Source organism: Dyella sp. EPa41 (assembly GCF_016586165.1).
In the GTDB taxonomy this organism is placed as follows: Bacteria; Pseudomonadota; Gammaproteobacteria; order Xanthomonadales; family Rhodanobacteraceae; genus Dyella.
This window is the reverse complement of the sequence record NZ_BCPR01000018.1, coordinates 1-20,739: the sequence shown is the minus strand read 5'-3', so window position 1 is coordinate 20,739 and position 20,739 is coordinate 1. Positions and strand designations below refer to the sequence as shown.

At 65.7% G+C, this 20,739-nt stretch carries 22 protein-coding genes; 17 read left to right on the top strand and 5 right to left on the bottom strand.

The annotated features are described in order from the left end of the window. Positions 1-76: 76 nt before the first annotated feature. Positions 77-1,726, top strand: a complete 1,650-nt coding sequence (locus JMF82_RS08065; protein WP_201314016.1) for a M20/M25/M40 family metallo-hydrolase — start codon at positions 77-79, stop codon at positions 1,724-1,726. Positions 1,727-1,840: 114 nt separating this feature from the next. Here the strand turns inward: JMF82_RS08065 and JMF82_RS08060 are convergent, their stop codons facing one another. The 3 genes from JMF82_RS08060 to JMF82_RS08050 form a co-directional block, all read right to left on the bottom strand. Then, positions 1,841-2,521: a zinc ribbon domain-containing protein gene (locus tag JMF82_RS08060; RefSeq protein ID WP_201314015.1), complete on the bottom strand. Its 681-nt coding sequence runs from the start codon at positions 2,519-2,521 to the stop codon at positions 1,841-1,843. 94 nt (positions 2,522-2,615) lie between these two features. Then, entirely contained in the window at positions 2,616-3,089 is a 474-nt protein-coding gene (locus tag JMF82_RS08055) for a hypothetical protein (RefSeq protein WP_201314014.1), read from the bottom strand. Positions 3,090-3,144: 55 nt separating this feature from the next. Continuing rightward, positions 3,145-4,134, bottom strand: coding sequence for an OmpA family protein (locus tag JMF82_RS08050; protein ID WP_201314013.1), 990 nt, complete (start codon positions 4,132-4,134; stop codon positions 3,145-3,147). Between the two features lie 371 nt (positions 4,135-4,505). On the opposite strand from JMF82_RS08050, the gene JMF82_RS08045 reads away from it, so the two are divergent. The 15 genes from JMF82_RS08045 (at position 4,506) to JMF82_RS07975 (ending at position 16,959) form a co-directional block, all read left to right on the top strand. After that, complete coding sequence (locus JMF82_RS08045; RefSeq protein WP_201314012.1) at positions 4,506-4,796, top strand: pilus assembly protein; 291 nt, start codon at positions 4,506-4,508, stop codon at positions 4,794-4,796. Between the two features lie 166 nt (positions 4,797-4,962). After that, on the top strand, positions 4,963-6,516 hold the full coding sequence (locus tag JMF82_RS08040) for a pilus assembly protein TadG-related protein (RefSeq protein WP_201314011.1): 1,554 nt from the start codon (positions 4,963-4,965) through the stop codon (positions 6,514-6,516). Between the two features lie 35 nt (positions 6,517-6,551). Further along, on the top strand, positions 6,552-7,436 hold the full coding sequence (locus JMF82_RS08035) for a hypothetical protein (RefSeq protein ID WP_201314010.1): 885 nt from the start codon (positions 6,552-6,554) through the stop codon (positions 7,434-7,436). A 54-nt stretch (positions 7,437-7,490) separates the two neighbouring features. Continuing rightward, entirely contained in the window at positions 7,491-8,357 is an 867-nt protein-coding gene (locus JMF82_RS08030) for a TadE/TadG family type IV pilus assembly protein (protein ID WP_201314009.1), read from the top strand. Further along, complete coding sequence (locus JMF82_RS08025; RefSeq protein ID WP_201314008.1) at positions 8,341-9,012, top strand: hypothetical protein; 672 nt, start codon at positions 8,341-8,343, stop codon at positions 9,010-9,012. The genes JMF82_RS08030 and JMF82_RS08025 overlap by 17 nt, the downstream gene beginning before the upstream one ends. Positions 9,013-9,023: 11 nt before the next feature. Continuing rightward, the gene (locus tag JMF82_RS08020; RefSeq protein ID WP_236585356.1) at positions 9,024-9,212 is read left to right on the top strand and encodes a hypothetical protein; all 189 of its coding nucleotides are present in this window, start codon (positions 9,024-9,026) and stop codon (positions 9,210-9,212) included. Positions 9,213-9,227: 15 nt separating this feature from the next. Further along, positions 9,228-10,004: a Flp pilus assembly protein CpaB gene (cpaB, locus tag JMF82_RS08015; RefSeq protein ID WP_201314006.1), complete on the top strand. Its 777-nt coding sequence runs from the start codon at positions 9,228-9,230 to the stop codon at positions 10,002-10,004. 2 nt (positions 10,005-10,006) lie between these two features. After that, positions 10,007-11,356 (top strand): pilus assembly protein N-terminal domain-containing protein, encoded by a 1,350-nt coding sequence (locus JMF82_RS08010; RefSeq protein ID WP_201314005.1) that lies wholly within the window; start codon positions 10,007-10,009, stop codon positions 11,354-11,356. A 9-nt stretch (positions 11,357-11,365) separates the two neighbouring features. Continuing rightward, complete coding sequence (locus tag JMF82_RS08005) at positions 11,366-13,069, top strand: ATPase, T2SS/T4P/T4SS family (RefSeq protein ID WP_201314004.1); 1,704 nt, start codon at positions 11,366-11,368, stop codon at positions 13,067-13,069. A 1-nt stretch (position 13,070) separates the two neighbouring features. Beyond that, positions 13,071-13,913, top strand: a complete 843-nt coding sequence (locus JMF82_RS08000) for a type II secretion system F family protein (RefSeq protein ID WP_201314003.1) — start codon at positions 13,071-13,073, stop codon at positions 13,911-13,913. Then, on the top strand, positions 13,910-14,800 hold the full coding sequence (locus JMF82_RS07995) for a type II secretion system F family protein (RefSeq protein ID WP_201314002.1): 891 nt from the start codon (positions 13,910-13,912) through the stop codon (positions 14,798-14,800). The genes JMF82_RS08000 and JMF82_RS07995 overlap by 4 nt, the downstream gene beginning before the upstream one ends. Then, on the top strand, positions 14,797-15,150 hold the full coding sequence (locus tag JMF82_RS07990; RefSeq protein WP_201314001.1) for a DUF192 domain-containing protein: 354 nt from the start codon (positions 14,797-14,799) through the stop codon (positions 15,148-15,150). Before JMF82_RS07995 ends, JMF82_RS07990 begins: the two co-directional genes overlap by 4 nt. Next, positions 15,147-15,653, top strand: coding sequence for a tetratricopeptide repeat protein (locus JMF82_RS07985; protein ID WP_201314000.1), 507 nt, complete (start codon positions 15,147-15,149; stop codon positions 15,651-15,653). Before JMF82_RS07990 ends, JMF82_RS07985 begins: the two co-directional genes overlap by 4 nt. Further along, positions 15,650-16,315, top strand: a complete 666-nt coding sequence (locus JMF82_RS07980) for a TadE family protein (protein WP_201313999.1) — start codon at positions 15,650-15,652, stop codon at positions 16,313-16,315. Before JMF82_RS07985 ends, JMF82_RS07980 begins: the two co-directional genes overlap by 4 nt. A gap of 2 nt (positions 16,316-16,317) precedes the next feature. Next, positions 16,318-16,959 carry a hypothetical protein gene (locus tag JMF82_RS07975; RefSeq protein WP_201313998.1) on the top strand — a complete coding sequence of 214 codons (642 nt, stop codon included), beginning with the start codon at positions 16,318-16,320 and terminating at the stop codon, positions 16,957-16,959. A gap of 60 nt (positions 16,960-17,019) precedes the next feature. Here JMF82_RS07975 and JMF82_RS07970 read toward each other — a convergent pair whose 3' ends face one another. Further along, the gene (locus tag JMF82_RS07970; RefSeq protein ID WP_201313997.1) at positions 17,020-19,440 is read right to left on the bottom strand and encodes a penicillin acylase family protein; all 2,421 of its coding nucleotides are present in this window, start codon (positions 19,438-19,440) and stop codon (positions 17,020-17,022) included. Positions 19,441-19,508: 68 nt separating this feature from the next. After that, the gene (locus JMF82_RS07965) at positions 19,509-20,327 is read right to left on the bottom strand and encodes a phosphodiester glycosidase family protein (protein ID WP_201313996.1); all 819 of its coding nucleotides are present in this window, start codon (positions 20,325-20,327) and stop codon (positions 19,509-19,511) included. An 88-nt stretch (positions 20,328-20,415) separates the two neighbouring features. Between JMF82_RS07965 and JMF82_RS07960 the strand changes: the two genes are divergently transcribed. Further along, positions 20,416-20,739, top strand: a 324-nt coding sequence (locus JMF82_RS07960) for an 8-oxo-dGTP diphosphatase (protein ID WP_201313995.1), incomplete at its 3' end; no start/stop codon positions are given.

Genomic DNA, 20,739 nt, shown 5'->3' with positions numbered 1-20,739 from the left:
GGTTTGCCCGGGGCTTGAGGTCGTGGCACCCTCAGGGAAGTCCAGACATCCCGAAGTCCACTTCATCGGAGCCCCCATGTCTCGCACGCTACTCGCGGCTGTACTCGCCACGACGCTGTCCGCCACCGCCTTCGCCGGCTCTCCCTCGCGCGAGCAGGCGGGCCTCGACCAGATTCGCGAAACCGACCTTCGCGCCGATATCGGATTCCTCGCCTCCGATGCGCTGCAGGGCAGGCTTTCGCTGCAGCCGGGCGACGATGCGGCCGTGCAGTGGATCGCCTCCGAATTCGCCAAGGCAGGCCTGAAGCCGATCGCCACCGATGCCCAGGGCAAGCCCGGCTATCTGCAGGCGGTGCCGCTGGTCGAGTATCGTCCGGACGCGAAAGCCACGCGCCTGGCCATGAAGCGCCATGGCAAGACCGTGGAGTGGAAGGATCCGGACGTCGCCGGTTCGTTTCCCGAGGATCGCGACGTCGATGCGCCGCTGGTATTCGCCGGCTACGGCATCACGGCGCCGGAACTGGGCTACGACGACTACGCGGGCCTGGATGTAAAGGGCAAGATCGTCGTGGTGTTCGATCACGAGCCGCAGGAAAAGAAAGCCGACTCCGTCTTCAACGGCACCGGCAATACCCGCTACGCAACGAGCTACGTGAAGATACTCAACGCCCAGGAACACGGTGCCGTGGCGGTGCTGCTGGCTCCCGAGCCTTCGCACAACCATCCGTCGGCGCAGGAAATCCGCACGCGCATCGGCCACCACGCCGAGCATGCCGGCAATCCGATTCCCGCGCAGGCTTTGGCGGACAGCCCCGTGCACATTCCCGCCATGGTGATTTCGTCGACGGTGTCCGAGCAGTTGCTCGGCGCCAGCGGTGAGACGCCGATGGCCTTGCAGAATGCGATCGACAAGGACCTGAAGCCTCACTCGGAAGGCCTGCAGGACGGCACGCTCAGCCTGCATCTGCACAACACGTCGCGGCGCGAAGCGACCACCTGGAACGTGGTGGGCCTGGTGGAGGGCAGCGATCCGAAGCTGGCGCCGGAGACCATCATCATCAGCGGCCATCATGACCATGATGGCCAGAGTGGCGACAAGATCTGGCATGGCGCGGACGACAACGCCTCCGGCACGGTCGGCGTGGTGACGTTGGCGCGCGCCTTCGCGGCCAACCCCGTCAAGCCCAGGCGCTCGATCCTGTTCGCGGTGTTCGCGGCGGAGGAGCGCGGCCTGCTCGGCGCCTACTACATGGCGGCGCATCCGCTCCGGCCGCTCGACACCACGCGCGCCATGATCAATTTCGACATGATCGGCCGCGACGAGAAGCCCAGCCAGCAGACGGACGGCCTGATCGACGTGCCGGCCGACACCAGCAACCGGCTCAACCTGATCGGCGCCGCCTACAGCCCCGACTATCAACGCACGGTGGCGAAGCAGAACGAACAGGTGGGCCTGGTGCTGGATGACCGCTTCGACCACGAATACGCGTTGAACGTGTTCTTCCGCTCCGACCAGTTCCCGTTCGTGCTGCACAACGTGCCGGCGTTCTGGTGGTTCACCGGTTTCCATCCGGACTATCACCATCCCAGCGACACGGCCGACAAGATCGACTATCCGAAAATGGCGAAGATCCTGAAACTCGCGTATCTGAGCGCCTGGCAGTTTGCCGACGAAGCGACGCCGCCGCGTTTCATTTCGCATCCGGGCAGTGCGCCGGGCCATTGAGGCACCGGGTCACCATCGCTCTCTCCGGATGGTGGCGGCGTGATCGAACCCATGCTTCGCTGACACGCATCGCGCATCCATACCCATGCGCGATGCGTGCAATGGCGCCTTGGGTCAGGCCTTGGCCACGGGTGCGCTGGTGCGTTCGCCGCATTCAGGGCAGAAACGGCTTCCCGCGGGGAGCTTGGCGTGGCAACCGCTGCATTCGTCCGGCGCGGCCAATCGAAAACCGCAATCGGGACAGAATTTGCCGCCGCGCGCTTCACAGCCACACTGCGGGCACACGAGCTGCTTGGCGGTCGCCACGTCGACCTGGCCCGCTTGGCCCTTGCCGAATTCGCGCGCGTTGTCCATGGCTGCTTCGAGCTTGCCCTGGTGGCGTGCCGCCTGCACCTGCGTGGACAGGTCGGGTGCGCAGGTCTGGCAAAGGCCGCTGTCAGTGCTCCAGCAACGGTCGCACACGTAGTTGTGGCAGCGCGCGCAGCGATGGAAATGCGCCTGGGCCGCAGCGATGGCCTCCTTGAAGGCCTCGTCGCGCGAACCGCCCCAGCCGGCCTTGGCCAACCCTTCGACGGCGTTGTCCAGTCCGTTGCCGAGACCGCCAAGCAGGTTGCTGGCGAAGTTGCCGATCTCGCGCACCCAGCCGGAAGCCTGGCCGCTTCGGTACGGGGCGAACGGTGAACGCCACGTGTCGCTGCACGACTGGCAATAGAACTCGAACTGGAAGCCCGATCCCGTGCCGTACTGCTGGCTGAGGTCGCGGTAGTTGCTGGAGAAATGCAGATCGTCGCTCATCGTTCCCTCGTGGCGTGCCGGTCTGGAAATGCCGGAACGCGCATTTTGCCGGGTCACTTCGCCGAGCGGGAAGTGGCCATAAAAAAGTGCCGGATCAGTTGTCGTCGACGCCGAGTTCGTCCATGTGCTTCTGCACGAAGGTGATATTTGCCGGATTCACCAGTTCATCGCCGTTGTTCTTCGATTTGGCCTTGCCGTACTTCACGGTCATCACCGCGCCCAAGGTGGCCGCGCTCGCCAGCACGTATTCGTGCGAGGTGAGTCCGTGCGACTTGAGGATGTCGTGCGCAGCGGGCTGCGCATCGAGGGCCGCCGCCGACTCGTCGAGCGAATGCGCGCCCGGTTTGAACGGGCTCAGCTCGACGCCCTTGGCTTGCGCGTCATGGCTTGCCGCACGCACCTTGCCGAACACCGCTTCGGTAATCACGTACTGGCGCACCGCTGCCTTGTCGGCAGGTGTGAGCGCATGGGATGAGATGCCCTGGCCGAATGCATGGCCGACGGGAAGCAGCAGCATCAGGGCCAGCGCAACGCGCTTCAAGGAGGACTTCATCGGCTTGCGGTTCATCGGGGCAATCTCCGGAACTGAGGTTTGGCAGGGGGAGGGAATGCAGCCTTCGCGGCTACTGCGCCACCAGCTCGACGCGGCGATTCTGCGAACGTCCCGCTTCGTCGCGATTGCTGGCCACGGGGGCATAAGACGCCACGCCCTTCGCGGCGACGCGCGGGGCGGCAACGCCATAGCGCGTGGTCAGCGCCTTGACGACCGACTCCGCGCGTTGCTGCGAAAGCGCCAGGTTATGATCGAGTTCACCGGTATCGTCCGTATGACCGACGATGAACACCTTGAGCGTCGGTTCATTCTTGAGCAACTGCGCCATCTGGCCTAGCGTGGCGTCCGAATCCGACGTGAGGTCGGCGCTGTCGGTGGCGAAGCGGATGCCGTACAGCGCGATATGGCCTTGTTGGCCGAGGCCCTGGCTCATCGCCTTCGCATCGACGTTCACCTGGCCCGTGGCCATGGCCTGTGCTTCGACGATCTGCAGCAGGATGCCCACGGGGCGCTTTTCATCGGCCTGCGCCACCAGCAGTGACACGTCGACGCGACCTTCGGGCCGCTCCAGTCGCGCCGTCAGCTGCCGCATGTCGCCGCTGGCGGCGTAGAGGGCAGCGGTCATCGCGTTGCGCGCATGCATGGGTTCAAGCAGTGGCTGGATCACGCGATCGGAGAAATCCGCGCCGTTGCCGCACGATGGTCCAGCGCATTCGAAGCGCGCCTTGAAGCCGGCCTTGGCGAGCGCCTGGGCAAAATTGCGGTAGACCTCGACAACGGATTTGCCCGCTGGCGCTTCGTAGGCGATGCGCGTGATGCGGCCCTCGACCACGTCCGCCGCGGTGAACTGGTCTGAGCTGCCTGGTTTGATCGGCCCCAGCGGCAGCACGGCCTTGTCGTAGGACACCTGCTGGTAGCCGATGATGCTGGAGCCGGCAAATCGCGTCACCAGCGGATGATCGTGTGCGCCTGCCGTGTCGGCGGCCATGGTCGCGCCCGTTGAACATGTCGTCAGTGCGACGAAGAGTGTGGAAATCGTGCGTCGTGCGCTGAACAGCATGAATCCTTTCTCCTCGTTTCCGCCAGGTGGCTAACGATAACGAACCCGAGCGCTTTTTTACGAAGGCTGCGATGTGCCGTGAAGATTCATTCAGTGATGTGAAAATCATGCGTTCGAACGAATATTCCTACTTTTGTGTCAGATGATACTTACGCCGATTCCGGCTAATCGGTCACACTTTTGGGCATTCGCTCTACAGTTTTCACAAAGCGAACATCTTGATTCGCTAGTTTGCACGCCGCTGAAAGTTCATGCGTAGCTTTCAGTGCTTGCGTGGTCGAAAGACTGATACAGGGGACGCTCGCCTTTGATCCTTAGTGGATCGGACTCGTCAAGGACGAGCCGTAACCTTTATCGATAGGGGTAGTCCGATGGACCCGAAGCGTCAGAGCAACCGCAACACCTCGTACCGCATCCGTCAGCGTGGCCAGGGCATGACGGAATACATCATCATCACCGCACTCATCGCGATCGCCGCGATCGCTGCCGTCACCTACTTCGGCGGCACTGCCCGCGCGCAGATCGGCGGCATGGCCCGCGAGCTTTCCGGCCAGAGCGCGACGCAGGACATCAGCCGGGCTGGCAACCAGGGCAACAAGGCCCACTCCGAGGGTACGAAGGACAAGACCCTCAAGAGCTACAACAACGAGACGGCCCAGTAATTTCGCGATCACTTCGTTACCGGCCGTGGCGCGCCGCCAGGTGGCGGCGCGCCACGGCGGAGCGTGGCCGATGCGCGGTGGCCCGTGGGGAAGCCGCGGATTGAGGTCACGGGCGTAGCCCTTTGGGCACGGATGTGGACTGGCGATGGACGCAGGAAGAACCGAGATGAAGATGCGACGACGGGCGGAGCCTGTAGGTGCAGGCTTCAAACCCTCCAGGAAGGCAAGGGGACAGGCGCTGGTGCTGGCCATCGTGTCCCTGCTGGTGCTGTGCCTTGGCGTGATAGTCCTGTTCAACACGGGGCAGACCGTGTCGAAGAAGGTCGAGCTGGTGAACACCGCCGACGCTGCGGCCTACAGCGTGGGCGTGGAGCAGGCGCGCGCCTTCAACCTCATCGCGTACATGAATCGCGCGACCGTGGCGAACCAGGTCGCCGTCGCGCAGATGGTGAGCTGGTATTCCTGGACCAACTTCATGCTGCGCGGCACCGACAATTTCAAGGATGCGGTGCAGGGCATCGCTATCCTGTTCGACATCAGCATCGTCGGCGCCGAAGTGGGCGCGGCGCTGCAGGAGATCGTCTCCGTGCTCAGCGAGGTGAAGACCGCAGTGCAGGAGATCCGCGACGGCATGCAGGTGGCGTTCTCCGCCGGCGTCACGGCCATCAGCGCGCTGGACGCCGCCTATTCGGATGCTTCGCAACTCATCGCCATCGGCGAGCCGCAATCGTCGCTGCTGCTGGCGCGCAAGATCGTCCAGCTCAATACCGACAACAAGGCCACCGTCGGCGTGCGCGGCATGGGCCTGCTCGAAACCGATGCGATTGCCGCCGCGAAATACGCCAGGCGCTACACCATTCCCACCGCGGGGCGCCGCACGGCGGATGCCGACCGCCTGGCCAACGTGGTGATGGAAGCGCGCGACGGGTTCTCGAAGAAGCGGGATGGCGGCATCGGCCCCATCCACAAGCGTGGCGGCACCGACCTGGTGAACTACCGCGACTGGGTGGGCGTGGACACGCTCAACGTGAAATTCCATTCGCTGATTCCACCCGTGAAAATCGATGTGCCCCTCGCGTGGGGCGGAGCCGCGGCGGTAGCAAGGACACCGGCCTCGTTTCGCTCCGTCGCCTCGCCGGGCATCAACAACGGCCGGGGCTGGGATTCCGCGTACGCGATCGATCGCGGCCACTACAGCCGCTACGCCGATGGCCTGGACAACAACGCAGCGAGCGGCCGGGTGCTCTCCTCGCCAGCCATGGGCGGCACCGGCAAGGCGTGGCTGAAGAGTTATTCGGGCACATCGCCGGGTTTGCAGGATTACAACGATGTAGCCGCCGACAAGGCCACGGTGCCTTACGACAACGGACGCAGCGCGGCGCAGAACGGCGTGAACAAGGTCGATGTCGGCCCGGTATTCACCGTGCTGGTCGAGCAGCCGATGAACACCGTGCGCACCAGCCAGAACGTGCAGGGCATCGGCGGGCCGCCCGATTTCCAGACCCAGGACCAGGCCGTGGGCGACAGCATGACCGCGATGTCCACCGCGCAGGTGTACTTCAGCCGCCCACGCGAGTTGTTCGCGAACGTCATCGACTCGCGACGCGAGCTGGGCAGCCTGTTCAGCCCGTACTGGCAGGTGCGCCTCGTCGATACGCCTTGCTCCGTTCGCTGGGAGGTCGCGGCAAGCTACGGCGCTGCGGCGCTCTGCGCCAGGTGACGTCATCCATCTTCACCATCTGTTCGAGGATATTCATGCAGCAACGTTCCATGAGCTGGCTGGTTTCCGCCCTGATCGCCATTCCGCTGGCGGCCTGTTCGGCAAGCGGCAACCACGATGCCGGTGGCAGTGCCGATGACAAGCACAACGCCGCCGACGCCACGCCGCCGATCCACGTCAGCCAGACCATGGTAGTGCTCCGCGACGGCCAGCCGGCCAGCGAGCAGAACTATCGGCAGGCGCTGGCGGATTGCCGCAAAGGCCCGTTTCCCACGCAGGCGCTCAGCGATGACGTGGCGGGAAAGCTGGGGCGCACGTTCTACGACGTGTGGTACGCGGGGCCGCGCATTGCCGAGCGTGCGGACCGCTGGGACTACGAAACCGCGGGCACCTGCCAGTTCAAGCCCGTGCACGAATCGACGCTCGCCATCATCAAGCCTGGCGAAGCCGTGACGATCGACCTGATCGGCAAGACCGGCACGCGTCAGCCGTCTGACGGCGTGGTGCGCCAGGCAAGTCCGCAAGACAACGCCAACAACGCCGCCAAGCCCGCGGACGGCGATGACGATGCCGCGCTGCGCGCTGCCGTGGCGGCCCAGCTCAACAAGCAGGGCCAGGGCGACCTGATGGCGCACTCCGCGGGTACCGACAGTGCCGCGGGGCAGCCATGCAAGCGTCTCGAGCAACCAGGCATCGGTGAGTCCTGCGTGTGGAGCGGCGGCAGGAAGTGGGGTTTTTCTTCCGACGTGGTGGATGACAGCGAAGGGCTCAACGGCCGCATCGACAGCATCCTGCTGTGGCGCCATCCACCGCAGGGCACGGGCAAGCAGTGGACCACGGAGAAGATGACGGTGGGCGAGGCAGCCGACGGCAGGGCGTTTGAGGTGCCGTCGGGTATCGCGATATCCGCCTCGAATTGATCTTGGTTTTAGCGGGAGGGAGCGATGGACGCGAAGCATCGGATCGGGCGACGCATGCGGCTTGGATCGCGGCGTCGTGAGCAGGGACAGAGCCTGATCGAGATGGCCGTGGCCTGCATCGTGCTCGTGCCACTGGCCGCGGGCGTGATGTTGCTGGGCCAGTACATCCACGTTAAGCAGCAGACGCAGGCTGCGGCGCGTCAGGCCGCATGGGCCGCCACGGTGGATCGCACGCTGTTGAACGAGCAGCTGCCCGGTCGCAGCCGCGTCGAGCAGGATCTTCGCGTGCGCCAGTACGGCGACACCAAGGACAAGCTGCGCAGCGGCGCCGCCGTGCCGCCCAGGTTCGGCGATGCCATGCTCACCACGTTCGCCGGCAAGGAATTGCTCAAGCCCGGTGCGGTGACCTTGCAGGTCTACAAGCAGGAGAGTTCGCCCGGTTACCTCGACAAGGGGCTGGCGATCGTGGGCAAGGCCACGAAGTCGCTGGGCAACCTGCCGCCGAACACCAAGGGCCTGGTGACTGCCGAAGTGCACGCCAGGCCGGAAGCCATCGTCGGCCAGGACGGCAGCCCGCTCGCCTATCTCGATCCGCTGGACAGCATGAAGCTGGATTTCTCGTCCAAGACCGTACTGCTGGCCGATGCGTGGGATGCCGCCGGCGGTGGCGAGGATCGCAACGGCCAGGGCATCGGCGGCGCGAGCAACCGCACGGTGCGCAACGTGATCCGGCCACTGGTGCCCACGTCGCTCGTCGGCGACAAGTTCGACGATGTGACCAATGACGTGATGCACCTGCTGGGCAGCATTCCATTCGTCAATGACCTGTTCACGCCGGGCTTCAACCAGTTCGAGCTGGGCAAGATGGCGCCGGACGTCGTTCCCGCCGACAAGCTGGTGAAGTATGCGGACCAGCACTAGGCAACGGCTCGCATGGGCGGCCTGTGCGGTGCTGCCCCTGATGGCCCACGCGGGTTCGTGGCCGAGCCCGCCGGTGCCTGCGGGAACACGCACCGACGAGGTCGCGCAGCACATCGTCTTCAATGGCCTGGACATGCACGCGCAGACGTTCACGTCGGCGCAAAGCCAGGACGAACTGGTCGAGTTCTATCGCAAAGCGTGGGACAAGGAAGTCGTCGTCAATCGCCTGGGGCAGGCGCAGGTCATCGGGCATCGCGATGGCGACTACTACATCACCGTGCAGGTGAGCGGCAGTGGCGCCGGCAGCAAGGGCAACATCGGCATCGTGGACGTGGCTTCGGCGCCGAAGCACTTCGTGCCGGGCAAGGGCCTGCCCGCGCCCGCCGGATCCAAGGTGTTCAACGACATCGCCTATCCGGATGACAGCGTGCCGGCGCGGACGGTCGCCATGCGCAACAGCCTTTCTCCCGCGCAGAACACGGCGTATTTCCGCGAAAGGCTGGTGGCCGACGGCTGGAAGGCGAGCGATGCGGGTGCCTGCGGCGGCAACGACTGCGTCATGCGCTACGAACGTGGCGACAGCAAGCTCACGCTGCTGGTGATGCGAGAAGGCGCCAGCCAGTCGCAGGTGCTGATCAACGTGCTGCAACCGTAATGGGACATGCCATGAGCCACGTTTCGCGATCGAGCCCGCGCCGGCGCCAGCAAGGGAGCGCCGTGGTCGAGTACACCCTCCTGGTGCTGTTCCTCGTGCTCGTGCTGCTCGCCAATCACGATGCCATTCCCGATCTCATCGATCAGCTGAAGAAGGCCTACACCGCCTTCGTCTACGCGCTCTCCATCAGTTGGATTTAACGGAAAGGAATTCGTATGCCAAAGATCAACCGCAACCTGCTCTTTCTCGGGGTTGCCATTCTTCTGGGCATCGTCGCCAGCTTCATGGCGGTGCATTACATCAACAACAAGGTGGCCGAGCGCACGCAGGTCAAGCCGCAGGAAACGCGTACCGTGGTGGTGCCGGTCCGCGACCTGGAAAAGGGCGTGCTGCTGAGCGACGACGACGTCGCCACGCGTGATGTGCCGGTCGAGTACGTGCCGGCCGACGCGCTCACGCCGGACAACTACCAGACCTATCTCGGCCAGTTGCTGCGGTCGCCGCTCACCAAGGGGGCGCCCATCGCGGGCAGTGCGATCGATCTGGTCAGCGACCACTTCTCCACCGTGATCGACCCGGGCAAGGTGGCCTACACCATCAGCGTCGACGAGTCGGGTTCGGTGTCGGGCCTGATCGTGCCGGGCGACCACGTGGACATCATGTTGCTGCTTTCCGGCGAAGCGGCGGGCAAGGACCAGATCCGGCCGCTGCTCGGCGACGTGCTGGTGCTGGCCACCGGCAAGCGCGCGCAGGGCGTGAAGCCGTCCGGCGACGACGAGAGCTATTCCAACCTCACGCTGGGCCTGACCCCGAATGACGCCCAGCGGCTCGGCATGGCCATGAAGGTCGGCGAACTGCGCGTGATGCTGCGCAGCGCGGGCAACAAGGATCCCTTCGGGTTGGAGACGTTGAGCAAGGCGGATCTGTTGCGGATGGGGCGTCCCGTCGTGCGTGGCTCGGGCATCCAATTCATCATCGGCGGGAACCAGTAAGCATGGAAGCGATCAAGCGAATCGGAAAGCTGTGCGTGTTTGGCGTGCTCGTGGCGGGCGCGGCCATGACGATCAAGCCATCCACGGCCGCCACGCAGGCGAGCGGCAAGATCGTTCCGGAGGCAGTGAACATGTATGCCGGGCAGGCCCTGGTGCAGCAGGCACCGGGGGCGCTCAGCCGCGTCGCGGTGGGTGACGGCAAGCTGCTGCAGGTCAAGGTGATCGGCACCAGGGAGATGGTGCTCATCGCCAACGAACCGGGCGACACCTCGCTGCAGTTGTGGATGACCGACGGCACGCAACGCAGCGTGAGCGTGCATGTGGTGGCCGGCAACGCCGACCAGACGGCGGACCTGGTGGGCAAGCTGGTCGGCGACGGCAGCGCCATCCGCGTCAACGCGGTCGGCGGCAACGTGGTGATGACCGGCAACGACCTCTCGCCGGGTGACGCGGCCAAGGTCGCGGCGATCAGGAAGATCTATCCGCAGGTGCTGGATTTCACCAGTGCGAATGCCGTCGACATGAAGCCCATGGTGATGATGCAGGTACGCATCATGGAGTTCGACAAGAAGGCCATGAGCGACCTCGGCATCAAGTGGGACAGCATGATCGCCGGTCCCGGTGGCGGCCTGGTGCACGACTGGGTGACCAATCCCTACTACCGCCTCACCGACCCGGCGTTCAAGGGCATCGATGCCTCGGGCCAGGCGGCGCAGCTGCCGTTGCGCGTGCCGGGCACGGCGTCGTTCTTCGGCATCGCCACGTCGATCGGTTCGCAGATCAACATCATGGAGCAGACCGGCAACGCGTGGGAGCTGGCCTCGCCGCAGCTGGCTGCGCGCAGCGGCGGCATCGCCGACTTCCTGGTCGGTGGCGAGGTGCCCATACCGATCACCCAGGGCCTGGGCGAGACCACCGTGGAATACAAGCAGTACGGCATCAAGCTGCACATCGCGCCCATCGTCAGCGCGGGCGGCGACATCTCCACCGACATCGAGACGGAGATCAGCCGCATCGATCCCAGCATCAACGTCCAGGGCTACCCGGGCTTCATCACGCGCCGCGCCAGTGCACAGCTCAACGTGCACGAAGGCGACTCCATCGTGATTTCCGGCCTGGTGGACGCCACGGCCTCCAAGACCTTCGACAAGGTGCCCGGCCTGGGCGACGTGCCGATCCTCGGTTCGCTGTTTCGTTCGCGCGACTTCCAGCGCAACCGCACGGACCTGGTGATCTTCGTGACGCCGGTGGTGATCGATGCGTCATCGCCCAGGAACCATGAGTTGATCGAGAAGAGCGACCGCCTGCGCGACGACATGCGCAAGGTGGCCGGCAGCGATATCGTTGATTGAGGTGCATGCATGTTCGAGGTACTGATCGAAACGGCCAATCGCGACCCGCGCCAGGTGCGATGCCTCAATTCCCGTTGCGGCATCGGGCGCGGCGAGGACAACCTGGTCATCCTGCAGGGCTGGAACATCGCCAAGGAGCACGCCACCCTCAGCGCGCGCAAGATGGGCGTGTTCATCGAGGTGCTGAGCGCCAGGGCACCGATCACCGTCAACGGCGCCCGCGTGCAGAGCGAGCACGGGCCGCTGCAGCGCGACGACATCGTGCTGATCGGCGCCTACCGCCTGCGCGTGCTGGCGGAGGCGCCGAGCGAGCAGGTGACGGTGCCGGCACGGCCGGCTTCGAACCACGATCTATCCGTGGGCGCGCCGGAACCCGAACCGCCAAAGATGGTGGCAAGCAACATTCCCTCCACGGTGGTGATGCCGCCGGACATGCTGGAGTGGCGCACGCGCGTGCACCAGTCGCTGGTGCGGCAGATGGATCTGCGCCGCGTGGACGTGCGCGGCATGAGCGACGAGGAGCTGCGCAGCAAGACGGCGGCGCTGATCGAGGAGATCATCGAGCGCGAGTTCGTCGCGGAGTTGCCCAAGACGATCAATCGCCGTCGACTGGCCAAGGAAGTGCTCGACGAAGCCATCGGCCTGGGCCCGCTGGAAGACCTGCTCGACGATGACACGGTGACCGAAGTGATGGTCAACTGCCACGACGAAATCTTCATCGAGCGCTCCGGCCGCATCGAGAAGTCGCCGGTGATCTTCACCAACGACAAGGCCGTGGTGGCCGCCATCGAACGCATCGTTGCGCCGATCGGCCGCCGCATCGACGAGAGTTCGCCGATGGTGGACGCGCGCCTCGCCGATGGCTCGCGCGTGAACGCGGTGATTCCGCCCGTCGCGCTGCGCGGCCCAAGCATCAGCATCCGCAAGTTCAGCAAGCGCAAGCTCAGCGGCGATGACCTGCTGACGTACGGATCGATCAACGAGGAAATGCTGGAATTCGTGCAGGTGGCGGTGCGCGAGCGGCGCAACATCGTGGTCACCGGCGGCACCGGCTCGGGCAAGACGACGTTGCTCAACATCCTGTCCAACTTCATTCCCGACCACGAGCGCATCGTCACCATCGAGGATGCCGCCGAGCTCAAGCTCAACCAGCCCAACCTGGTGGCGATGGAGTCACGCCCGGCCAACGTGGAGGGCAAGGGCCTGATCACCATTCGCGACCTGGTGCGCAACGCGTTGCGCATGCGACCGGACCGCATCGTGGTCGGCGAGTGCCGCGGTGGCGAGGCGCTGGACATGCTGCAGGCCATGAACACCGGCCACGAAGGTTCGCTGACCACCGCGCACGCCAACTCCCCGCGCGACGCACTGTCGCGCCTGGAAGTGATGGTGATGATGTCGGGCATGGACCTTCCGATGGTGGTGGTGCGCGAGCAGATCGCCTCGGCCATCGACCTGATCATCCACCAGCGTCGGTTTCCCTGCGGTTCGCGCAAGATCACGCACGTCTGCGAGATCACCGGCATCGAGAGCGGCACCATCCAGACCCAGGACCTGTTCGTGTTCCGCCCGCGGGACCAGGGCGGCCCGGGCGGCAAGGTGCGCGGCCAGTTCGCGGCGACGGGCTCCGTGCCGGAGTTCTACGAGGAGCTGGCGGCCCGTGGCGTATCGGTGGACCTTGGCATCTTCCGTCCCAACGGCGAGGAGCGCTGAGATGCTTGGCATCGCTATCGCGGTATTCGCCTGCGTGACGCTGGCGGGTTTTTTGATGGCGCGATCGTCCACGGTGTTCTGGGGGCGCTACCAGGATGCATTCACCGAACAGGCGCGGTTCAACCTGGCCGACATGTTCATGTTCATGGACACGCGCAACCTGTTCCGCTTCAACGTGGTCGCCATGGTGCTGTTGCCGGCGTTGTTGTGGCTGGCGACCGGCAATCCCTTGCTGGCGGGCGGCGTGCTGGTGCTGATCTTCGTGCTGCCCAAGAAAGCCTATGCCTGGATGCGCCAGCGGCGCATGGATCGCATCCAGGCGCAGTTGCCCGATGGCCTCATGATGATCGCCGGCAGCATGCGCGCGGGTCTTGGCTTCACGCCGGCCCTGGAAAGCCTGGCGCGCGATATCGAGCCGCCGCTGGCGCAGGAATTCGCCCTGGTGCTTCGCGAGCAGCGCATGGGCGTGAAGCTCGACGATGCGCTCGCGCATTTCCACGAGCGCGTGCCGGTGCAGGACGTGGCGTTGTTCGTGTCGGCGGTGAGCATCTCGCGCGAGGTGGGCGGCAACCTCGCCGAAATCCTGGCCTCGTTGTCCGACACGCTGAGGCGTCGCCAGATCATGGAGGGCAAGGTGAAATCGCTCACCGCGCAAGGACGGCTGCAGGGCATCGTGATGGCGATGATGCCGGCGGGCCTGGTGGCCTTCCTTACGTTTGCCTACCCCGACACGATGCACGCCATGTACCACACGCCCATCGGCTGGGTCGTCATCGCCATCTGCGCAGTGATGGAATACCTGGGCTATCGCATGTGCCGCAAGATCATGAGCATCGACATATGACCTTCATGCTCATCGTGCTTTCCATGTGCGCGGGTGGCTGCATCGGCCTGGTGATCTGGTCGGTGTACGGCTTCATGCGGGAGGTGCCGCAGGCCGACCGCCATTTCCAGGACCCCTTGCCGTTCGGCCTTCGCATGATCTGGCCGCTGGTGAACGCGGCGACCTTCGTGATCGGGCCGCGCCTGACCCCCGACAGGCTGGAGCGCGCGCATCGCGAACTGCAGACCGCCGGGCAGGACTTCGTGCTGAGCCCGGAGCAGCTCTATGGTTTGCGCGTGGTCGGCGCCGGCCTGGTGGCGATGTTCATGTGGTTGCTGCTGGGCCTGCTGAAGTCGCACGGTTTCGTGCTGTACATCGGCGTGGTCGGCTTTGGTGCCATCCTGGGCTGGTTTTACCCGAATCTTTGGCTGGGCGAGCGCCGCAACAAGCGGCGACGGCAGGTGATCAAGGATCTGCCGGTCTATCTCGACTTCATCACCATGGCGGTGGAGGCGGGGCTCAACGTGACCGGCGGCATCGAGCAGGCCACGCAGAAGGGCCCGCCGGGGCCTCTGGCGCAGGAATTTACCCGTCTGCTGCGCGACGTGCGCTCGGGCCTGCCGCGTTCGGAAGCCTTGTCGCGCATGTCCGAGCGCATGGACATGCCGCAGATCTCCAGCTTCACCGGCACGCTGATCCAGGCCGATCGCGTAGGCGCCAGCCTCGGCGACACCTTGCGCGCGCAGGCCTCGCAGCGCCGCGAGGAGCGTTTCCTGCGTGCGGAAAAACTCGCACTGGAGGCGCCGGTGAAGATGATGTTGCCGCTGGTGATGTTCTTCTTTCCGTTGATCTTCCTGATGCTGGGCTACTTCATTTTCCTGCGCATGCAGGAGGAGGGCATCCTGTGAAATGCGGCGTCATCCGCAGCGAAGGCCGATTGATCGTGCCGCATGCATGGCGCGCCGACCGGCCCTGGTCGCGGTTGCGCGGGTTGCTTGGACGCGCACCGTTGCGCGTGGATCGCACCGAGGCCTTGTGGCTGGTGCCGTGCGGCAGCGTCCACACCATCGGCATGCGCTATCCGCTCGACCTGGTGTTTCTGGATCGCAAGGGGGGCGTGATCGATTGGCACGAGCATGTCGAACCCTGGCGCATGCGCCGCAAGCGCGGCGCACACCACACCATTGAATTCGCGGCAGGCGCGCTTGGACGCCTGCAACCCAGGCTTGGAGAGGCATGGACATGGGAATTGGCATGAACACGATGATGCGCACGATGATGACGGCGGTGGCATGCGCGGGGCTCGCCGCCTGCGCGTCGCCCAGCCAGCCCAAACCCACGCTGGCAAGCGTCAAGGCGCTGCAGGAGCAGGCCGAACATGATGCGGCGGCGGGGCGGCCCGACGAGGCGCTGGCGGGTTACCAGAAACTCGCCAACCAGCTGCCGACCAATGCGGATGCCTGGTTTCGCCTCGGCAACGCTTACGTCCGCATGGGGCAGCCGGACCAGGCGGTGGAGGCGTATCAGCGGGCGCTGAAGATCGAGCCCAGGCACGCCAAGGCGTGGCACAACCTGGGCGTATTGCGGTTGCGCCAGGCCGCCGCGGCGTTCTCGGAAAGCGCCGTCGATGCGAACGGCACCGATCCCTCGTTGCAGCAGCAGAGCACGCAACTGGTCGATGGCATCGCTCGCCTGACCTCGGCGCCGGGCGATGCTCGCCCGCCCGGACAGGCACCTTCGGATGCAGGCCACGGGCCATGAAACGGCGAGTGGGCGGCCGCCGCCAGCGCGGCCAGAGCGTGGTCGAAACCTGTGTGGTGATCGCGGTGTTCGGTACGTTTCTGCTCGGCATCTTCCAGATGATCCTGTTCTATCGCGCCAAGGGCCTGGTCGACTACGCCGCGCTGGAAGCGGCCCGCAATGGCGCGACGCATGGCGTGGAAATGAATGCGATGCGCGTGGGCCTGGCCCGTGGCCTGCTGCCGCTCTACACGCGCGATCCTGACAAGACGGCGGTGGCAACGGCCTATGCCAGGGCCTATGCCGATACGATCAATCCGCTGGCATCGCAGATCCAGGTGATCAGCCCCACCAAGGCGGCGTTCGCCGACTGGAAGGTGCGCCAGTTCGACGGCGTGGATGCCATCCCCAATGACAGCCTGCCTTACCGTTCGACGTCGACCGGCGGCCGTAGCGGCCTGACCGTACAGGACGCCAACGTGCTGAAGATCCGCGTGGTGTACGGCTACAAGATGATCGTGCCGGTGATCGACAAGCTCATCCTCGGCGTCTACCGGTTGACGTTTTACCAGGGCATGAGCGCGCAGGAAGTGGCGATGCTGGAGAGTGGCCGGTTGCCCATCGCCACGCAGGCGATGGTGCGCATGCAGACGCCGATACGTGACAGCGGCCTGCTGCCGTGACGATGCGGGGCATACGAACATGGCTGCGTGGCCTCGCGTGGCTGGCCATGACCTGCGTGTTTCCTCACGCGCTTGCCGCCGAGGCCGCGAATGGATTCAAGCTCGCATCCGTGATCACCGGCGATGGCATCCACTCATCCACCGGCAGCGTGTCGCGCGAAGGCTCGATGGTGCTGACCACCTGGCTCAGCGGCGACAAGGTGCGTGTGGATTTCGATGCGGGCCCCGATATGCGTGGCCGCATCCTGCGCGACAAGGACCACGCCTGGCTGATCCGGCCCAACTCGCACCAGGCCATTCCGGCCGGTGGCGTGGCGATCGGACGCGTCACGAAACTCGATCCCAAGCGTCCCTGCTGGGATCTCGGTTTCCCCTGCCAGGAGCTTGAGGGCAAGACCATCGCCGGACGACCGGCCACGGGCTGGCGATACCGGCACGCGGAACGCGGCGGCCCGCATGGCACGGACCAGGGGGAATTCTGGATCGATGCGGCCACCGGCGTGGTGCTCGCGTTCGACGCGCGCGATCTCGCCGAGCACCGCTATCGCATGCAGACCGTGAGCTTCGAGCAGGTAGGGGTCGATGACGCGGTATTCGCGATACCCGGGAGCGTGTCGGTGCCGAGCGGACAGCGGCATCGCTGAAGGGCGCATGTCGCGGGAAGACGCGCGCCCGCCGGCAACGCGAACGCGCGTCCTTGTTTTTTACGGCGAGGCCGGCATCAGCGTGAGCGTATGCTGGTCCGGGCCCGGCAGCAGTGGCGTGGGACGACCGTTTACCCAGTCATCTTCGCCGGCCCCGTGGTAGGGCGACAACGGATGGCCGCTCTGGCCGCCGGGCATGTGCAGGATGCTCTGCGCTTCATGGCCGGGCATCACGTCCAGGCGTTCGGAGGCACCGAAGCCCGGTGAGACCACGCGGGGCATGTTGTGGTCGCCCGCGACCGGCTCGTCGGGCATGTCGAGCTCATGGCCGATGAACGAGGGTAGCGCGCGCGACAGCGGATGGCGGATCTGCGTGCGGTTGTATTCGCCCCAGGTGCGCGCCGCGAGGCCACCCGGCTGGCTGCCGAGTTCGTCCACCACCCGGTGGGCGGCGGCATGGAGCAACGCGTTCCAGTTGTCGTACTTCGGATCGAGCAGGTTGGCGGGGCGGTCCCGCAGCATGGCCCAGACCGCGGCTTCGGCGTCGATCATGCCGGGCCACGCGAAGTCGTCGTACCTGGCCTTTACCTGGGCGACGAACGGCGCGAGCACGGCTTCTTTCACCTGGTCGCGGAACGCTCGCACGAGGCGGTAGTCCACGCTTTCCGGCGCGGCGCGGCCCGTCCAGGTGGCGGTGAGCTGGCGCAGTTGCTCCAGGCCGGGATCGTGCGTGCCAGCCAGCGTGTCCTGCAGCAGTCGCTGCCAGCGCGTGAGCAGCACGGCGCGATGGTCAAGCTGGATATCGAGCAGGTTGCCTGGCGTGAAACTGTTGCGGCCGCGCAGGTCGTCGCGGATCTGCTGCGCGCGTGCGCCCAGGTCGTGGCCGCCGTTGCCCAGCAGTTCGAGTTCCGCGCCGTCGACGGTGCGGTTGTTGGCGGTCCACAGGCGGCCGTCGGAAGGATCCTCGATGCGTGGATATTGCGACGCATCGGCGCAACCCATCCAGCCCGTGTCCGGCGCGGCCCAGTCCGCGGGACCCTTCGGATCGAAGCCCTTGCGCAGGGGAATGCAGTTGCCGGTGATGGTCCAGCCAATGTGGCCGGCGGCGTCGGCCGCCAACAGGTTTTGCGGCGGCATGCCCATGGTGGGGGCGAGATCCAGCGCCGCATGCATGGTGGTGGCGTGCTCCAGCTGCATCACGTTGATGTTGTAGCCGCGCGGACGATCGCCGATCCAGGCCAGAGCGAGCGGCGTGCCATCGACGTCCTTGCCCATGATCGGACCCCAACGCGTCACCTCGACCTTCAACGTATGGCTGGGCGCGTCCTTGATGCGGATGACTTCGTCATGCGTCTCGATGGGGGCCCATCCCTCGGCCACCTTGTAATGGCCGGCATCGTTCGGGTCGCGTTGCACGCGTACCCAGTCCAGCCAGTCGCCGTAGCTGTTGGTGAAGCCCCAGGCAACCTGGCCGTTGGAGCCGACCACCAGCGCCGGGGTGCCGGGCAGGGTCACGCCGTTGGCATCGCGCTGGCCGCCCGGTGCAGCCGGATCGGGGTAACGCAGGCGGGCGCGGAACCAGATGTTCGGTACGCGCAGGCTCAAATGCATGTCGTTGGCGAGAATGGCCGCGCCGCTCTCGGTGAGGTTGCCCGATACGGCGAAGCTGTTGCTGCCGGGGCGCGGCTGGTCCAGCGCGGGCAGCAGTGCGGCGGTGAGCGCGGTGTTGTCGGCGCTGGTGGTCGGTTGCGCATGGCGCAGGTCGAACACGTCGGCGCCCGGGATCACCGGTGGGCGCGAGAGGTCGCCCTTGAGCGGCGCCTCCCAGTCGGGATCGGGCGACAGCAGGAAATCCGCCACCGCGCGCGGCATCGTGGCGCGCAACTCGGCCATGTGCAGTTCGCGTTCGTTGCGCCCGTCGCCGTTGAGGTCCAGGTACATCGCCGCGATCACCAGGAACGAATCTTCAGGGCGCCACGGCTGCGGCCTGGTGTTCAGCAGGAGGTATTCCCACGGCTTCACGTGCAGGTGGGTGAGACCGGCATTGACGCCCGATGCATACAGGTCGAGCGTGCGCTTCTGCTCCGGCGGCAGCGCAGCGTAAGCCGCCTGGGCCACCGCGCGCAGGCGATGGCGGCGATGGTTGATGTCGGTGTCCAGCGCCTTCGCGCCAACCAGCTCGGAAAGCTCGCCGGCGGGCAGGCGGCGCATCAGGTCCATCGCGAAGAAGCGCTCCTGGCCATGCACATAACCGAGCGCATAGCTGATGTCGTCACGGCTCTTGCCCTGCAGCGTGGCCGTACCCAAGGCGTCGCGCGTGATCGAGACGGCGTCGCCAAGCGCGGCGACGCGCACTTCACCATCGAGCTTGGCGCGGCTGCCGGCCAGCAGGAACCAGCCCGCGGCGAGCAGGCCGACGATCAGTATCAGCACGGTGCCGACGAGGTAACGAAGCCAGCGGAAACGTCGTGATGGGGTCATGGCGCGCGATGCTCGATCCGTTGGTGGTGCTGTTGAATGAATATCCCGGCGGCGCGAGCGCGCCGGGATCAGGGCGTGGGTTGCGCGAACACGGCGAAGATGCCCGCGTAGGGCTTTACCATGAACGTGGGCGCGCCGGCATAGCCTTCGCCGTCCACGTAGAACTGCGAGATGGTGCCGTCCAGGTAGAGCGCGTCGCGGCAGCCCAGTTCTTCCTTGAACAGGCGCGCGAAGGTGTGGAAGTTCACCGGAGCCTCGCTCACCGCGAACACCACGTGGTGTGGTGTCTTCGCGCACACGCCGCTGCGCCACTTGAGGCTGTTGGAGTCGTCGATGAACTGGTCGTTGAGCTTGCCGTCGATCACCAGCATCGGCCCCGACTGGCTGGCCCATTGCACCGCCTTGCCGTCCGCCTTGAACGCGGCGCTGGTGCGCACGGCGGCATGGCCATCGGGGTAGACGGCAAACACGCCGTTGGGCAGCAGCGAGAAATTGCCCGACGCCGGATTGCCATGGGCGAGGTTGAGCGGCACGACCGTCTTGCCGTTCTCCACGTACAGGCCGAGCGGGGCGTTCTGCCGGTCGTAGATGCCGGCATTGGCAGCGAACAGCATGCGGCGGCCATGCGACATGCCCCATTGGCGCAAGGCGTTGATGGTGCCATAGGGCTCGCCGTTTTCGGGGTCTTTCCAGTGCAGGCTCAGCATCTCGCGCCGGAGGTCCACGTTCACCACGCGGAAGTTCTGGCCTTCGAATACCTGCTCGGCGCTGTCCACGGCACGCGCCTGCCGGTCGCAGCCGGCCAGGCCGCCAAGCAGCAGGAGCGGCACCAGCAAGGGCCAGGGCAGGCGGCGAAGCAGCGGACGTCGGGTGGATGACGTGGGCATGACCGTGATGGTCGCCGGGCAGGTGCGATGGACGCAAGCCCGGGTGCGGCATGTTTTAAACTCGGGGTTTTCCCCGGGGTCCCCGCCCATGCCCTATACGCCCATTGTCGCCACGCTCGGTTACGTACTGTCGCCCGATCGTCGGCAGGTCCTGATGATCCACCGCAACTCGCGTCCGGACGACATGCACCTGGGCAAGTACAACGGCCTCGGCGGCAAGATGGAGCCGGGCGAGGACATCGCCGCCTGCATGCGCCGCGAGATCCTCGAAGAAGCGGGCATCACCTGCGAGTCGATGTCGCTGCGCGGCACGCTCAACTGGCCGGGTTTCGGCAAGCACGGCGAGGACTGGCTGGGCTTCATCTTCGTGATCGACCGCTACAGCGGCACGCCGCATGAAGGCAATCACGAA

Excerpts from the sequence above, each read along its gene's own strand:
- JMF82_RS08065 (WP_201314016.1), top strand. The coding sequence starts at position 77 with ATGTCTCGCACGCTACTCGCGGCTGTACTCGCCACGACGCTGTCCGCC.
- JMF82_RS08060 (WP_201314015.1), bottom strand. The coding sequence starts at position 2,521 with ATGAGCGACGATCTGCATTTCTCCAGCAACTACCGCGACCTCAGCCAG.
- JMF82_RS08055 (WP_201314014.1), bottom strand. The coding sequence starts at position 3,089 with ATGAACCGCAAGCCGATGAAGTCCTCCTTGAAGCGCGTTGCGCTGGCC.
- JMF82_RS08050 (WP_201314013.1), bottom strand. The coding sequence starts at position 4,134 with ATGCTGTTCAGCGCACGACGCACGATTTCCACACTCTTCGTCGCACTG.
- JMF82_RS08045 (WP_201314012.1), top strand. The coding sequence starts at position 4,506 with ATGGACCCGAAGCGTCAGAGCAACCGCAACACCTCGTACCGCATCCGT.
- JMF82_RS08040 (WP_201314011.1), top strand. The coding sequence starts at position 4,963 with ATGAAGATGCGACGACGGGCGGAGCCTGTAGGTGCAGGCTTCAAACCC.
- JMF82_RS08035 (WP_201314010.1), top strand. The coding sequence starts at position 6,552 with ATGCAGCAACGTTCCATGAGCTGGCTGGTTTCCGCCCTGATCGCCATT.
- JMF82_RS08030 (WP_201314009.1), top strand. The coding sequence starts at position 7,491 with ATGCGGCTTGGATCGCGGCGTCGTGAGCAGGGACAGAGCCTGATCGAG.
- JMF82_RS08025 (WP_201314008.1), top strand. The coding sequence starts at position 8,341 with ATGCGGACCAGCACTAGGCAACGGCTCGCATGGGCGGCCTGTGCGGTG.
- JMF82_RS08020 (WP_236585356.1), top strand. The coding sequence starts at position 9,024 with ATGAGCCACGTTTCGCGATCGAGCCCGCGCCGGCGCCAGCAAGGGAGC.
- cpaB (WP_201314006.1), top strand. The coding sequence starts at position 9,228 with ATGCCAAAGATCAACCGCAACCTGCTCTTTCTCGGGGTTGCCATTCTT.
- JMF82_RS08010 (WP_201314005.1), top strand. The coding sequence starts at position 10,007 with ATGGAAGCGATCAAGCGAATCGGAAAGCTGTGCGTGTTTGGCGTGCTC.
- JMF82_RS08005 (WP_201314004.1), top strand. The coding sequence starts at position 11,366 with ATGTTCGAGGTACTGATCGAAACGGCCAATCGCGACCCGCGCCAGGTG.
- JMF82_RS08000 (WP_201314003.1), top strand. The coding sequence starts at position 13,071 with ATGCTTGGCATCGCTATCGCGGTATTCGCCTGCGTGACGCTGGCGGGT.
- JMF82_RS07995 (WP_201314002.1), top strand. The coding sequence starts at position 13,910 with ATGACCTTCATGCTCATCGTGCTTTCCATGTGCGCGGGTGGCTGCATC.
- JMF82_RS07985 (WP_201314000.1), top strand. The coding sequence starts at position 15,147 with ATGAACACGATGATGCGCACGATGATGACGGCGGTGGCATGCGCGGGG.
- JMF82_RS07980 (WP_201313999.1), top strand. The coding sequence starts at position 15,650 with ATGAAACGGCGAGTGGGCGGCCGCCGCCAGCGCGGCCAGAGCGTGGTC.
- JMF82_RS07975 (WP_201313998.1), top strand. The coding sequence starts at position 16,318 with ATGCGGGGCATACGAACATGGCTGCGTGGCCTCGCGTGGCTGGCCATG.
- JMF82_RS07970 (WP_201313997.1), bottom strand. The coding sequence starts at position 19,440 with ATGACCCCATCACGACGTTTCCGCTGGCTTCGTTACCTCGTCGGCACC.
- JMF82_RS07965 (WP_201313996.1), bottom strand. The coding sequence starts at position 20,327 with ATGCCCACGTCATCCACCCGACGTCCGCTGCTTCGCCGCCTGCCCTGG.